Origin of the sequence: Aliivibrio sp. 1S175 (genome assembly GCF_001690985.1) — a bacterium.
Lineage (GTDB): Bacteria > Pseudomonadota > Gammaproteobacteria > Enterobacterales > Vibrionaceae > Aliivibrio.
Map to the genome: position 1 here is coordinate 271,363 of NZ_MAJS01000035.1, position 14,862 is coordinate 286,224.

A 14,862-nucleotide genomic window follows, 5' to 3' on the forward strand; every position below is an offset into this window, starting at 1 on the left:
TTTACTGTCTTATCTGTAATCGTTAATTCTATTATAGTAATAAATCTCAAAAAAATCTGTTACTTATTTGCAACAGAGGCAAAAGATTTAGCAATATAATCAATATGCTGCTCTTGCATTCCCGCAATATTAATACGACCGTCCCCTACTGCATAAATTCCATAGTCAGATTTTAATGCCAACATTTGCTCGTTATTGAAGCCAATGACAGAGAACATACCTTTGTGTTGTTCAATAAAATCAAACTGAGTTGATTGCGTTTCATCTCGTAATGCAGCGCAAAGATTCGTTCGTAAACCTAGTAAACGCTTTTGCATCGTATCTAGCTCAGTTCGCCATGATAGCGTTAATGCTTCATCATTTAAAATACGCCCTACAATTGCCGCACCGTGATCAGGTGGCATGGTGTAAGTCGCTCGTGCCATTTGTAATAATTTCGCTTTAGCGTTCATCGCAATCTCAATATTGGCAGCAATAACCATTGCTGCACCAGTGCGTTCACGGTACAAGCCAAAGTTTTTAGAACATGAAGTTGCAATAAACATTTGAGGCACACGATCCGCCATAAAGCGTAACCCTGCAGCATCAGATTCTAAGCCATCACCAAAACCTTGGTAGGCAATATCAACAAAAGGAATAAAGCCGTTTTTCAACGCCAATTCAGTAATTGCTATCCAATCAGACAGACGAATATCCGCCCCTGTTGGGTTATGACAACAACCGTGCAGCAAGATGATGTCTTTAGGTCCAGCCTTGGCTAAATCAGCCATCATCGCTTCACTATCAACGTGTTTCGTTACAGGATTAAAATAAGAGTAATGCTTAACCTTTAAGCCTGCCGCTTCCATTACCGGTTGATGATTAATGTAACTTGGGTTACTTATCCAAACTGTGGCGCCTGGTTCTGTTGATTTAATCAAATCGGCAATCATACGCAATGCGCCACTGGCACCAGGCGTTTGAATGGCAGAAACACGCTCATAAGCAGACGTATCACGTAATAACAGATCAACCATGCTTTGGTTAAAGACTTCACAACCAGCAAGGCCAACGTACGCTTTTGTGGTTTGCTCAGCAGCGATAGCTTTCGCTGAATCACTCACCGCTTTCATGATTGGAGTATGACCTTGGTCGTTACGATAAACACCAATGCCGAGATCGACTTTGTTGTCGCGATCATCAGCACGGTATTCAATAGAGAGAGAAAGAATGGGATCTTTAGCAGGAGTCGCTATATTTTGCAGCATATTTTCATATCCTTATGATCTGTAATACATTTAAATTACCATTCAGATAGGAAAATATCACGGTTTATTACTTAATTTTTTACTCTAATTTTACAACTCATTAAAATAATGAATAATTTGATTACTGCTTCCACGCCAATCTAATGATGGATCCGCTTTCTCTTGTTCAAATCGGCCATCGATTAACGTATCAACCAAATTCACAATCTCTTGCTGCGTTGGGTTAAGCTCGCTTAACGTATAACCTGTCCACATCCAAATGTCTTTATTCTCACATTCAGACTTAACGCGCTTAACTAACTTAAGCACAGCCTCACAATTGGCTGGATGAAGAGGATCGCCACCTGACAGCGACAACCCTCGACGATGAATACGCGTATCATTCAAATCGGCAATGATCTTATCTTCCAATTGCTGACAAAATACATGACCTGAGTTTGGATTTAATGTGGACTTGTTATAGCACCCTTTACAGTTATGCTCACAACCAGAAACAAACAGGGTACAGCGCGTACCCGGTCCGTTAATCACATCAATTGAATGATATACGTGATAATTCATTATAAATGTTTCACTCGACGTTGAACTTCTTCTTGCTTACCGAAGTTAAATGGACGTGCATCAGGGCTGCCTAAATAACCACATACTCGACGTGTTACTGACACTTTGGTTGAGTCATGATTGCCACATTTAGGACACGTAAAACCTTTACTTGTACATTCAAATTCACCCGTAAAACCACATTCGTAGCATTCATCAATGGGTGTGTTTGTTCCGTAATAAGGCACACGGCTGTAGCTGTAATCCCATACGTTTTCTAACGCTTCAATATTGCGTTGCATGTTAGGGAATTCACCATAACAAATAAAACCACCGCTTGAAATCTCAGGGTATGGCATTTCAAAATCAATCTTATCGTACGGATTTACTGTTTTTTGAACGTCTAAATGGAAACTATTAGTGTAGTAGCCTTTATCTGTCACTTTATTAATAACACCAAATTGTGTGTTATCTAATTTACAGAAACGTGAGCATAAGTTTTCACTTGGCGTGCCATAAAGACTAAAGCCAAAGCCTGTTTCTTTTGTCCACACTTCTACCGCATCTTTTAGGTATTGAATGATTTCTAATGCTTTTGCTTGAAGTTCAGCATTGTCATATAAGTGATCATCATTACCAAATAATGCTTCAATCGTTTCATGCACACCAATGTAACCCAGTGATACAGAAGCACGGCCATTTTTAAAGATATTAATGATGTCATCATCTGGTTTCAGACGAACACCACACGCCCCTTCCATATAAAGGATAGGAGCAACACGAGCCTTCACACCTTCAAGACGAGAAATACGCGTTTCTAATGCGCGACGACAAAGAAGTAGACGCTCATCAAGCAATTTGTAGAATGCTGCTACATCACCTTTCGCTTCAATCGCAACGCGAGGAAGGTTTAAGCTGATAACACCAATGTTATTACGGCCATCATGAATTTGTTCGCCATTTTCTTCATAAACGTCTAAGAAGCTGCGACAACCCATTGGGGTTTTAAATGAACCCGTCACTTCAACCACTTTATCGTAGTTAAGGATATCTGGGTACATACGCTTTGTTGCACATTCAAGTGCAAGCTCTTTAATGTCGTAATGTGGATCTGATTTTTTATGATTCAAGCCATCACGAATAGCGAAGACTAATTTAGGGAATACCGCTGTTTTACGGTTTTTACCTAAACCTGCAATACGATTCGATAAAATTGAACGCTGAATTAATTTTGATTCCCAACTTGTACCTAAACCAAAACCAAACGTAACAAAAGGCGTTTGCCCGTTTGCTGTGTGCAGTGTATTGACTTCATACTCAAGAGATTGGAATGCGTCATAACATTCTTTTTCTGTTTGAGCTTGAGCAAACGCTTCAGTATCCGCAATGTTCCATTTCTCAGCCAGTTTCTTCGCTTTTTCGTAACTAACCGTTACATAAGGTGCAAGAATTTCATCAATACGGTTAATCGTCGTTCCGCCATAGATATGGCTTGCTACTTGAGCAATGATTTGAGCCGTTACTGCGGTTGCTGTTGCAATCGACTTTGGCGTATCAATTTCCGCATTACCCATTTTAAAGCCACCTGTTAACATGCCTTTTAAGTCAATCAGCATACAGTTGAACATTGGGAAGAACGGTGCGTAATCTAAATCGTGGTAATGGATCTCTCCACGCTCATGCGCTTGAACGATATCACGCGGTAAAATATGACGTGTCGCATAGTGCTTAGCCACAATACCCGCCAGTAAATCACGCTGCGTTGGGATAACTTTGCCGTCTTTATTGGCATTTTCATTCAGTAATTCAGCATTGCTTTGTTCAATCAGGCCGCTAATTTCTTTATTTAGCACACTGATTTTTTCACGAGCAATGTCACGGTCATGGCGATACTCAATATAAGCACGCGCTAACACTTTGTGCGGACCTTGCATTAATTCGTTTTCAACTAAATCTTGGATCTGACGAATCGCTACTTCTTTTTGTCCCTGTAGTGCAATCTCTACAGCGTGAGCCACTAATTGTGCATAACTATCAATTTCAGGCGTAACCTGCTCTGATGCACCTTTTACAGCGTCAATAATACGAGAATTCTTATAGGCAGCACGACTTCCATCTCGTTTGATTACAGTTATGTTCACAGTGGCTCCAAATACTAAATAGTGGATGCATTAGACTCGCTAACACAAGATGTGGTGTATTAAGCTCGATCTACGAATAAAATACCTTGATCTAGATCAACATAAATCTGAGGGTGATTCTAGTTTCACCACTGCTTTAAGATTGTTCTCAAATTTTATGCAATCTATAAAATGAAACATTTTTTTATGTGCTATGCAGTAAGATTTTGATTAAACTGCTTGCCATTTCAGGAGGACTTATGAATCAACGAATTACTCACTTACTTAGCTTTTGCATACTCATTTTTAGTTCATTTACTAGTAACGCGATCACATTATCAACATGGAACATGGAATGGTTGACGCTCAATCCTGTTAAAGAATTTTCTTCCTCCGAAAGGCATGAACAGGATTTTGAACAACTAAATAAATATTTTGTACAATCTAATAGTCAGATTTTAGCTTTTCAAGAAGTGGATTCTGTAGAGGCTATAAAAAAAGTAGTTGGTAATGAGTATAAAATTTACTTATCCGATCGTTCATCACACCCAAAAAAGCAGTTTAATGACATAAACCAATACACTGGTTTCGCTATTCATGAGTCAATTTCAGTTACAGATCCTAGAGACATCTCTCTTTTACCCAAGAAAAAAAGCAGTAAATTACGCTACGCCACTTATGTCATTGCTATTATTGATAAGCAGCCAGTCCATCTTCTTTCAATACATTTAAAATCAGGCTGTATGGGACAAAAGAAAAAGAATTACGCATGTTCAACGTTAGATCAACAAACCAAAGAGCTAACTGACTGGATTAATTTACGAGAAATAAATAACGACTCTTATTTAATATTAGGTGATTTTAATCATACTCTTGCTCACCGAAGAAGTTGGTTGTGGAAAAATATTGATAAGCAAACAGAAGAAACGCCTTTTCTACTGACAGAGCAAACAAAGGCAAGCTGTACCGTCAAGCAATGGAAACGAGGCTGGCCAAAGTACACTACTTTTACTCGCTTAATTGACCATGGAGTTACCAACATGTCTGAAAGCCATTTCAATGTCACTCAACAATCGTTTGAACAAGCTGACGTTAAAAAATACCAACTGACAGACCATTGTCCTATTCTTTTTGAATATAATTAAAACCGCTTAAAGCCAATTGACTTTATTCTAGATATAAAAAAGGAGCACCATGAAGTGCTCCTTACATCTATACGCTAAACATACTATCCATAGGTTAGAATTTTGCAGCGCCATCCATTTTAGTTTGACTAAAGTTAATACTTTCTTTCTTTTCTGCTTTATCTACATTTAGTTGTTCTTTCACCGAGCTAAGTTCTTTAGCATCATCATTCGATTTACTTGCGATCTCTTCACCTACAACAAATTCGTTATTCTCAGGGAAATAGCTTTCACGTTGGTATAGTTTATCCAGTGATTTAATAATGGTGTGTTTTTTTAATTTACTTCTCGCCATCTTTTCATAAAGTGGTTTGGCCATGCCCTGTAAGCCAATAACAGTATCAACCCCCACTAGATGGCCAACATGATCTCGTCGTGACACGGCAGCTTCAATACCATTTTTTGCTGCTAACCATAACCAAATATAAGCAATAGAGTTGCCCTTCTCGCTCGTACCTGCTCCCATTTCGCCAGCAAAATACTGAGCTTTAGCATCACCTGATTCTGCCGCAAGCTCTAACCAATACGTGGCTTTTTTAGGATCAACTTGAACACCTCGCCCCTCTGCATATTGTTTACCAATACGGATTTGAGCTTCAACATTATCAAGCATTGCTGCTCGTAAATTCCATTCTGCGGCTAATCGTGCATTAGGTTGGGGATTGGATTCTGCTATATACCAATCAGCAATGAATAATTGCGCTGGTATATAATCTAATTCTGCAGCTTCAGAGATTAAATTAATCCCTTTTTCCATGTTAACGTCTACGCCATTACCTTGTAAAAAGGCAATACCCAGTATTAATTTCTCTTCAGCTCCGCCATCTTGAGCTGCAACAACTTTACTCCAAAATACAGATTTTTCTTTTAGACCTGAATTTTCACGACGGCTATCACATAAACGAATAACCGAACGCATTGCTATATTATTATCTAACTTTGCAGCCATTTCATACCAATGTAACGCTTCATCAAAGTTATTCATTTCAGCTTCTTTCGCTAAAAAAAGTTGAGTTGAAATATGACCTGTTTGTGCTTTATATACTCGCTCTTGATGTTCAGCAGCACGAGCATCCGCTAATGCTCTACGATAAGAGCTTGCTTTCATCTCCCTTTGCTTCTCTTTTTTATTTTGTTTTTGATTTACAAAGAAGAAATTCACACTCACCAATACAAGTAAAGTAATTAATCCACCAACAGCAATTTGAATCCAATTCATGTTACACCATTTATTCTATTTTTTGACATCTCCTATATTATCGACACAAAAGGTAAAAACTCGAGAGAAAACTTTGTGACTTATGCTGAAAATATTCATGCCTGATGCCTTTGATTTATAAATTACTTCCATTCAAGTAGTTTTTGTTTGTAAAAATCAAAAATGAGGATTACTATCCAGATCTTGGGGAGTAGTCACAAAGTTTAATACTTAACTTTGTTCAGATATCGTCATCCCGAAGCTTAGGCTTCCGGTATCTGTAAGTGGGCAAATGAATGCCAATCACTTTGACAAGACCAAACACCATAACGTTAATTTTATTGTTTATGGTGGAAGGTTTACTCACTCATTTTAGCGGGATTCCTTTCACCTACTTGTAAGGAATTATTATGTCACCGTTAACTTGGGAACTTTTTGGTTTCGTTGTTCTCGCTCTATTCGCTCTAGATATGTTTCAAACAAGAAAAGAAGCACCAAGCTTGAAAAAAGCATTACTTTGGTCTTTTTTCTGGTTTGTTCTTGCCTTTATTTTTTGTGCTGCTATTTATGTTTATTGGCCATTAATGGCACCAAACAGCAGCTATTCGCCTAAAGATGCCAGCATCGCTTTCATTACCGGGTATTTACTCGAAAAAATGCTAAGCGTAGATAACTTATTTGTTTTTGCTTTAATTTTCAGTCAATTTGCGGTTCCTGAATCAAGCCGTCCTCGTATTTTGTTATGGGGTATTATTGGTGCTCTTGCATTACGTGCTGTGATGATTTTTGTCGGGGCTGGGTTGCTCGCTGAATACCATTGGATTTTATATATCTTCGCTGTGTTCTTAATCATTACCGGTGTGAAATTATGGTTTGCCAATACCGAAAAGACCAGTGATTTTTCATCATCAAAATTGGTCGTATTTGCAAAGAAATACATTCCATTTGATGACAAATACGATGGCCACAAATTACTTACAAAAATAAACGGTAAAAGAATCGCAACCCCACTATTGTTGGTTGTTATTGTGATTATGTTTACCGACATTATGTTTGCGCTAGATTCAATTCCTGCAATATTTGCCATCACTCAAGAACCATTCTTGGTATTTGCAGCTAACGTATTTGCACTATTAGGCTTACGTTCTTTGTATTTTGTTCTTCAAGGTATGTTAGATAAGTTCTGTTACTTACAACCAGCATTGGCATTTATACTAAGTTTCATCGGTATTAAAATGTTCTTGGTAGGTACTGCATATGAAGTCCCAACAGTAATTTCACTACTAACTATTATTGGTATTATTTCATTAGCTATTATTGGATCGGTTATTAAAAATCGCTCTTTGAAGGCTTAACACCGCAACGGCGATGCTAATTTGAGCATCGCCATTTTCTATCATTTCAATCTAAATGAGTAATACATCTTCAATTATCTATTTAGATTGATATTAGGTGTTTGCATAAATTTGTCCTACCTTTTACATATAAATGAACTCACAGAGCATTAAAGCGTCTATGCTTTATTATTGTATTTAATTATTAAAGGTTATCATGAAAAAACTCATTATCTCTCTCTGCTTTTTATTACTCGCGGCACCGAGCTTTGCTAGTGAACGTTGTTCAAACAAAACCATTGTTGGGCAAATAGAAACGATTCATATCAAAGAGCTTGATACAAACTACAAAGCTCGTATTGATACAGGCGCAGCTACAACCTCTATCCATGCAACGAATATTGAGATCCTTGGGCAGGACGATGAAAGTAATGATATGCGAGATCATTTAGGAGATACCGTTACATTTACGACTTATAACGAAGAAAACATCGCCTCTAAACACACTGGTCGTATTATAAAAGTCAGTAAAATTCGCAATGCTCAAGGTGTTGAACGTCGTTATGCAGTAAGAATGCATTTACAGTTCGATGGAAAAGAAAAGAAAATTGCCGTAAACCTTCGAGATAGAAGTAAGCTAGATTACAAATTATTAATCGGACGCAACTGGTTAGAAGGTGATTACTTAGTCGATGTTGAAAAAAATGTAGAATAACGTTTATTTTTTAAACGCTTAACGATTTATTTTAAAAAAATGCTTTACATAAAAATCAAAGCTGACTATTATTCACCGCACTGGAGGGATGGCTGAGTGGTCGAAAGCACCGGTCTTGAAAACCGGCAACCGTTAATAGCGGTTCTAGGGTTCAAATCCCTATCCCTCCACCACTTTTCAAAATTCAGATAGAGTCTGAGTTTTAAAAATTGGAGTGGTAGTTCAGTTGGTTAGAATACCGGCCTGTCACGCCGGGGGTCGCGGGTTCGAGTCCCGTCCACTCCGCCAATACAACGAAGCCTTGTCAGAAATGACGAGGCTTTTTTGTATCTGTCGAATATGAAATCTCAACAAGCAGTATCAAGCAAAACAACAAGGCAGACACCGAATTGCTCTACCTGATTACTACCCATATATATCAATAAAATTCGATAGCTATGCCTATTTCTTGAGATAGTTGCTTTAATTGGATCTCATCATCTAATTTCAGCGACCATTTCATACCACTGCCAACAGCACTAATCACATTTGCCCCACCAATTAAAGTTAGCGCATCAATTTCTGCCTGCATTGTGGTTCTCGAATTATTTTTTAAGCGAACAACAATCTCATGCTGAGTTGCAATGATATCGCCTTCTGAAAAAGTAATTTTCATTCTAATTTTCTTCTACACTGTTTGATAGCTTCAAATTATACCCTCTTTACCTTCACTTCAAAGTAATACCATACCTATTCCATTAACTCGACAATATATTTATGACGTCAAAAAGTAACTTACAAGTAAGAATAAACAAGATAATAACTGGGGTTGGTATAACTACCTCGATCTTATTTATTTGTTTAAGCAATGAATCATGAATAAAATTGAGATTACCTCATCACATTTGTTACATATTCTTCCCTTACTCTTCTTGACTAAAAGAATCACACAAATTATTCTAGCGCACAACTGTACGCCTAGATGGAACGTTAATTATGAACAAGGGATCGAAACCACCAATTATTTGGTTAAATGTATTTGTTTTTACATCAAGTTTGTTGCTTGCTTTTGTCGCTACTCCTATTTATGCCTACTATCATGGCTTAGATGGCGAACATTGGATATGGCTTCTATTGGCTTTTAGCTTTTGTAATCTTTCAATTACCGCTGGTTATCATCGCTTATGGTCACATAAAACCTATAATGCACACCCAGCCTTACGATTTATCTTTGCCTTAGGTGGCGCGTTTGCACTTCAAAATAGCGCCCTTCATTGGTCTTCTGATCACCGAATTCACCATCGTCATGTAGATAATAATGATAAAGACCCTTACTCTGCTAAACGTGGATTTTGGTTTTCTCATATTGGTTGGATGCTACGTCATTACCAACCTGCCGCTTATAATGATTATGCAAATTGTCGAGATCTTCAAAAAGACAAGATTGTAATGTGGCAGCATAAGTATTACGTTCTTCTTGCTCTACTAATGAACTTTGGCATACCTTTATTATTAGGTGTTATCTATGGTGATATAATCGGTATGTTTTTAATGATTGGTGCTGTTCGTTTAACCTTAAGCCATCACACCACTTTCTTTATTAACTCGTTAGCACATATTTGGGGTTCTCAACCTTATACCGAAAAAAACACAGCACGCGATAACGGTATTCTTGCCATATTAACTTTTGGTGAGGGCTACCATAATTACCATCATATTTTTGAAAACGATTACCGCAATGGTATTTATTGGTGGCAATACGATCCAACAAAATGGCTAATTAAAAGCTGCTCATGGTTAGGATTAACTAATAAATTACGAGTTAGCCCACAAGATAAAATTGAAAAAGCCAAAGCTCTAATGTTGAGAAAAAAAGCCGAAGATAAAATTGCAACACTACAAAATTATCAAGCCATAAAAGAACACTTAGAAGCAGAATACGATGTTTTAATTGAGCGTATGTCTGAATACTATGATTCAAAAAAACAGCTTATTGAAAACAAAAAAAATGCACTATCAAAACAATATGAATTGGCAGTACTTAGTGTTCAACATAAGCAAATTAAATTGCAGTTTGAACAACAAAAAAGAGCATGGAACAGTCTTGTTTTACAATATGTTTAATTTTTTTTAACGTAAATAAAAAGGACAGCCCATAATGAGCTGTCCTTTTTCTCTATTGATGTGAATACAAAAATCAAGAAAACTTACGACGATATAAACTAAACAAAACCAATGAAAAGAAGCTACCAAAACCCAAAGAACCACCAGAACTATCACTTAAATCTGTCGCAGTTCTTGTTGCTGCTATTTCACCATTCTGCGCTTTACGTATCCAATCTGCATATTGACTGACATCGGTAAAAACTGACTGTGCAACCAGAGAACCATCACCACAAACACCAGGACCAAAACTTACAATACCTATTTGTGTTTTTACACCGTTGTTATCCCAAACCAACGGACCGCCAGAATCACCTTGGCATGTTGCAGTCACTAAATGACTGCTATCAAAAGAACTACCCGTTGTACAAACCTGTTTATTTGATGTGGTAAAATTAGTCCATATATCGCATACATTAGGAGCAACGTATTCAACCGTTGCTTGCATAAAATCGACTTGGCTATTTGCTGTACTTGAACTTAATCGACCATAACCAATAATATTAAAGTTTTTCACTGGAGCAGCTCTATATCCCTGCCCTTCAACTGTCAAATCACCTAATATGGCAGCATGTGATGGTGTATATGTCGATAAAGGCTGAGATAGCTCAAGTACTGCTACGTCATTAAGTAACGTTAAATCATTGTAATTATTCGGATAATAAATATTTTTTACTGATACTCTTTGTGCTGCCAACATGCCTTGGCCATCATTCGCTTCTATTGCTACTTTCATATTTCCAATACGGTAAGAAGCGACATCATAAACACAGTGGGCTGCGGTTAAAATATGAGTGCTATCTAATATTGAACCGCCACAAAATGGATAAACGCTTCCTGGTTGACTCTCATATTCAAACATAAGCGATGCCATAAAAGGATAACCCGCAACATTTACAGGATCCCCTCCAACAATATATGGTGCAATATTAACTTCCTCTGCTTGTAGAGCAGAAGAAAACAATGATAATGGTAACAACACCCCAAGAACTGTCTTCATCTTTATTCCTTGATACACAGATAATATATGTTAATAATATACCAATATGTTGTTTTAATTTTAGTTTATATTTGTTTCTTTATTATATTCAGTAATACTTTACGTTGCAGTTAACGTATTTCAACTCCTTACATGAATCAGACACTTTATTGCACTATTTAAAGTACAACTAAGCTAACCAAAATAAATGATAGGTAGGAACGTACGATGGGAAGAGTCTTCTTTTTTGATTTACTAAGGTGCATTGCAGCTATTGCGGTAGTCGCTATTCATGTGCTTGCCCCTTACAGAAACGAGCTTAATGTGATTCCATTTGACCAATGGGCAACGGCGGTATCAGTAAACAGCTTAAGTCGCTGGGCTGTCCCTGTTTTTATTATGATCACGGGTGCATTAATGCTCAGTGACAAACGAGAATTTAACGCCCCTTATTATGCAAAAAAACGCCTAGGAAAGGTGTTAGTTCCTTTTCTTTTTTGGTCTATATTTTATGCCTTACTCTCAGGGCTAACCGCACAAGGTTATGATTTTGAATCGGCGAAAAGCGTCCTTATCGATCTTCCTTTTGAGTATACCTATTACCATTTAGGTTTCTTTTATTACTTCATTCCACTCTATTTTGTGATCCCTTTCTTTCGAGTCATGGTGCAAAAACTGGATAATACCGCTCTATTTTCAATCATTGGGATCTGGTTACTAACCACTTGCTTCTTCCTAGCCAAATTTGAGGGGTTGTGGAGCACTGAGATCTGGCTATACAGTGGTTACTTATTACTGGGTTATGCATTATATCAACGAGTAGAACTAACCCAGAAAAACACAATAATAGCGCTTATTATTGGGATCACTGCATTAGCGACAACCGTTTACATGGTGATAAGCCAAAGTGTGCTATTAGGTGAATACACTGTCGGAAGATGGTTATCGTATAAAACCATCAATACCGTTGCAGCGGCTGGAATGCTATTTTTTGTGTGTCGTTACTATGGCGAGTCATTATCAGAAAAATCACGAACCATCGTCGGCTTCATTAGTACCTACAGCTTAGGTATTTACTTACTTCACCCATTATTCCTATGGCCTATGAAGAATTTCCAATGGTATGACGGCCATAATCCTATGTGGGTGATCCCTGTGTGGGTTGTGCTCAGTGGTGCTGGCGCATTAGGGTTAAGTTGGTTGCTTTCAAAATCCAAGAAGACGGCATGGCTTGTCCCTTAGAATAAACTAACTCTTCTCGGCTGCGATAATTAACTGTCGCAGCCATTGATTCGCCTTATTTATTTACAAATTTAGTAGGCCAAATCATATGTGCTTTAATTGGCTTTGTTGAAAATGGAGCTACTAATTACAATGTTTAAATAAAAGCCAAACAGCCGATGCATACACATCGGCTGTTTTTTATTATGCTCTTATTTTATGATACACGCTCATCACAGCAAGAAGAATAAAGCCACTAACTAGCCCTATCACACCATTACCTATTGTCGGAAATGTCACAGAGACATATGGGATAGTAGGAAGAAGAGTTAACCCACTTTCTAACGCATGATGAACAAATGGAAGGCTGTGAACGACAATACCACCACCGACTAAGAACATAGCAATAGTGCCAACCACGGTTAGAAACTTCATTAACTTTGGTGCCAGTGCCACTAAACCATTACCAACAGAGCTTAAAATGCCTTCACCTTTGCTTTTACGCTGTAGATAAAAGCCAAGGTCATCCATTTTTACGATACCAGCCACAAGGCCATACACGCCAATGGTCATTAATACCGCAATTAAGCTCATTACCAATACTTGAGTAATAAACGGGTGCCCTTGTACCGTGCCAAGTGCAATGACAATAATCTCAGCTGATAAAATAAAATCGGTACGAATCGCCCCTTTTATCTTCTTCTGCTCGTAATCTTCACTGTCTTCTGGATTGGTTTGCGTCTCTTTGTCATGATCTTCGTTTGCATCATGCTGGTGAAAGAATTTCTCATGAATTTTCTCTGCACCTTCAAAACAGAGGAACAAGCCACCAATTAACAATAATGGGGTAATTAACCAAGGTGCAATGGAACTAATCAACAAGGCTGCCGGAACCAGAATTAGCTTATTTTTGAATGAGCCTTTTGCAACGCCCCATACAACAGGGATCTCTCGTTCCGCCCTAACACCAGACACTTGTTGTGCATTAAGCGCTAAATCATCGCCCAATACACCTGCTGTTTTCTTTGCTGCCACTTTCGACATCAGAGCAACATCATCAAGTACGGATGCAATATCATCTAAAAGTGTTAATAAACTTAACCCAGCCATTTTGTTTCCTTTTTAACTAATTCTTTTGAGTTCTCATTAAATAGTAAGCCGAATTTATCAATTGTCATGGCTTATTTTTTAGATCGTGCAGAAAAACAAAAAACCACTGACTTAGGAAAGGCAGTGGTTAATCTTGATACATATATCAATTTAATCAAATTCGATTTCAGATGCTTGTAATTGACCAGCGTTATTAATCAAATCAACATCGACTTTAGAACCTACTTTTAATTGATCTTTCGTTCCATCTTCAAAGCGAGTATTTTCAGTAATAGTGACAACTGTTTTACCATTTAGAGTCATCATACCAACACCATTATTCAGGACTAGTGTTGTTACATAGCCTTCTACTTCTGCATTTGCTAGATCTAGATCATCTTCAACATCTACATCATTTGCTTTAAATTCATTTGTTCCAGTCTCATAAGTACCTTCAACTTCAACCCAAGCATTTACTTGTAATTCTGATATATCTTCTTGGTCAAGGTGCGTATTTGAATAATCAATTTTCATTGTGCCAATGTTAAAAAAGCTATTCGACTTATCAATTGAAGTTATTTTACCTTCATATAAATCTTCCACAGGCAAGAAATTCGCTTTATGGATCGCATTAATTATCCACTTACCAGCCTGATCTACATAACCAAACAACATCACTCGATTCGTATTTGTACCTACAAGATCTTTCGCTATATTGGTATGTTCAAATACTTGACCATTCACTGTTATTTCAGATTCTGTCACTAACGTAGCAATACCCACTATTTCAGGGTCGATATCCACTTCATAAGCAATACCATCATCATATTCAACATCAACTTGCATACCTACATCAAGTTCTGTTGAATCGACATAATGACCATTTAACTCAATACGAGTACTCGCTAAACTTAATGGCATAGAATTGATTGTCATCGTATCAGTATTCGTATCAACCGCTTCAATCGCGCCAATGTATGAGCTTGATGCGTGATGATCATTTGAATCACCTGAATCCTCAGAGCCACACCCCGTTAAAACAGCTGTTCCTAATAATAAAATAGCGACTTTCTTCATTTTTAACCTAATTCTT

The 14,862-nt window shown here is 37.6% G+C and carries 13 protein-coding genes and 2 tRNA genes; 7 read left to right on the forward strand and 8 right to left on the reverse strand.

The window, feature by feature from the left end:
- Positions 1 to 59: 59 nt before the first annotated feature.
- The 3 genes from A6E06_RS12615 to nrdD form a co-directional block, all read right to left on the reverse strand.
- Positions 60 to 1,247 (reverse strand): amino acid aminotransferase, encoded by a 1,188-nt coding sequence (locus A6E06_RS12615; protein ID WP_065593380.1) that lies wholly within the window; start codon positions 1,245 to 1,247, stop codon positions 60 to 62.
- Positions 1,248 to 1,337: 90 nt separating this feature from the next.
- A complete protein-coding gene (nrdG, locus tag A6E06_RS12620; protein WP_065593379.1) occupies positions 1,338 to 1,808 on the reverse strand; it encodes an anaerobic ribonucleoside-triphosphate reductase-activating protein in 471 nt (156 codons plus the stop codon).
- Positions 1,808 to 3,928 carry an anaerobic ribonucleoside-triphosphate reductase gene (gene nrdD, locus A6E06_RS12625; RefSeq protein ID WP_065593378.1) on the reverse strand — a complete coding sequence of 707 codons (2,121 nt, stop codon included), beginning with the start codon at positions 3,926 to 3,928 and terminating at the stop codon, positions 1,808 to 1,810. The genes nrdG and nrdD overlap by 1 nt, the downstream gene beginning before the upstream one ends.
- Positions 3,929 to 4,167: 239 nt before the next feature.
- Between nrdD and A6E06_RS12630 the strand changes: the two genes are divergently transcribed.
- The gene (locus A6E06_RS12630) at positions 4,168 to 5,052 is read left to right on the forward strand and encodes an endonuclease/exonuclease/phosphatase family protein (RefSeq protein ID WP_255312087.1); all 885 of its coding nucleotides are present in this window, start codon (positions 4,168 to 4,170) and stop codon (positions 5,050 to 5,052) included.
- A 94-nt stretch (positions 5,053 to 5,146) separates the two neighbouring features.
- On the opposite strand, the gene A6E06_RS12635 is transcribed toward A6E06_RS12630, so the two are convergent.
- Positions 5,147 to 6,310 (reverse strand): tetratricopeptide repeat protein, encoded by a 1,164-nt coding sequence (locus tag A6E06_RS12635; protein ID WP_065593376.1) that lies wholly within the window; start codon positions 6,308 to 6,310, stop codon positions 5,147 to 5,149.
- A 389-nt stretch (positions 6,311 to 6,699) separates the two neighbouring features.
- Here A6E06_RS12635 and A6E06_RS12640 point away from each other — a divergent pair, with 389 nt between their 5' ends.
- From A6E06_RS12640 to A6E06_RS12655, 4 genes are all read left to right on the forward strand, one after another.
- Complete coding sequence (locus tag A6E06_RS12640; RefSeq protein ID WP_065593375.1) at positions 6,700 to 7,644, forward strand: TerC/Alx family metal homeostasis membrane protein; 945 nt, start codon at positions 6,700 to 6,702, stop codon at positions 7,642 to 7,644.
- Positions 7,645 to 7,840: 196 nt separating this feature from the next.
- On the forward strand, positions 7,841 to 8,338 hold the full coding sequence (locus tag A6E06_RS12645; RefSeq protein WP_065593374.1) for a RimK/LysX family protein: 498 nt from the start codon (positions 7,841 to 7,843) through the stop codon (positions 8,336 to 8,338).
- Positions 8,339 to 8,420: 82 nt separating this feature from the next.
- Positions 8,421 to 8,511 (forward strand) — tRNA-Ser (locus A6E06_RS12650).
- Positions 8,512 to 8,549: 38 nt separating this feature from the next.
- A tRNA-Asp gene (locus tag A6E06_RS12655) sits at positions 8,550 to 8,626 on the forward strand.
- 130 nt (positions 8,627 to 8,756) lie between these two features.
- On the opposite strand, the gene A6E06_RS12660 is transcribed toward A6E06_RS12655, so the two are convergent.
- Entirely contained in the window at positions 8,757 to 8,993 is a 237-nt protein-coding gene (locus tag A6E06_RS12660; RefSeq protein ID WP_065593373.1) for a DUF3389 domain-containing protein, read from the reverse strand.
- A 320-nt stretch (positions 8,994 to 9,313) separates the two neighbouring features.
- Here A6E06_RS12660 and A6E06_RS12665 point away from each other — a divergent pair, with 320 nt between their 5' ends.
- Positions 9,314 to 10,441 (forward strand): fatty acid desaturase, encoded by a 1,128-nt coding sequence (locus A6E06_RS12665; protein ID WP_065593372.1) that lies wholly within the window; start codon positions 9,314 to 9,316, stop codon positions 10,439 to 10,441.
- Between the two features lie 73 nt (positions 10,442 to 10,514).
- On the opposite strand, the gene A6E06_RS12670 is transcribed toward A6E06_RS12665, so the two are convergent.
- Positions 10,515 to 11,480 (reverse strand): trypsin-like serine protease, encoded by a 966-nt coding sequence (locus tag A6E06_RS12670; RefSeq protein WP_065593371.1) that lies wholly within the window; start codon positions 11,478 to 11,480, stop codon positions 10,515 to 10,517.
- 207 nt (positions 11,481 to 11,687) lie between these two features.
- On the opposite strand from A6E06_RS12670, the gene A6E06_RS12675 reads away from it, so the two are divergent.
- Positions 11,688 to 12,701: an acyltransferase gene (locus A6E06_RS12675; protein WP_065593370.1), complete on the forward strand. Its 1,014-nt coding sequence runs from the start codon at positions 11,688 to 11,690 to the stop codon at positions 12,699 to 12,701.
- A 183-nt stretch (positions 12,702 to 12,884) separates the two neighbouring features.
- Here A6E06_RS12675 and A6E06_RS12680 read toward each other — a convergent pair whose 3' ends face one another.
- Positions 12,885 to 13,790 carry a DUF808 domain-containing protein gene (locus A6E06_RS12680; protein WP_065593369.1) on the reverse strand — a complete coding sequence of 302 codons (906 nt, stop codon included), beginning with the start codon at positions 13,788 to 13,790 and terminating at the stop codon, positions 12,885 to 12,887.
- A gap of 150 nt (positions 13,791 to 13,940) precedes the next feature.
- Entirely contained in the window at positions 13,941 to 14,846 is a 906-nt protein-coding gene (locus A6E06_RS12685; RefSeq protein WP_065593368.1) for a DUF5666 domain-containing protein, read from the reverse strand.
- Positions 14,847 to 14,862 lie beyond the last annotated feature (16 nt).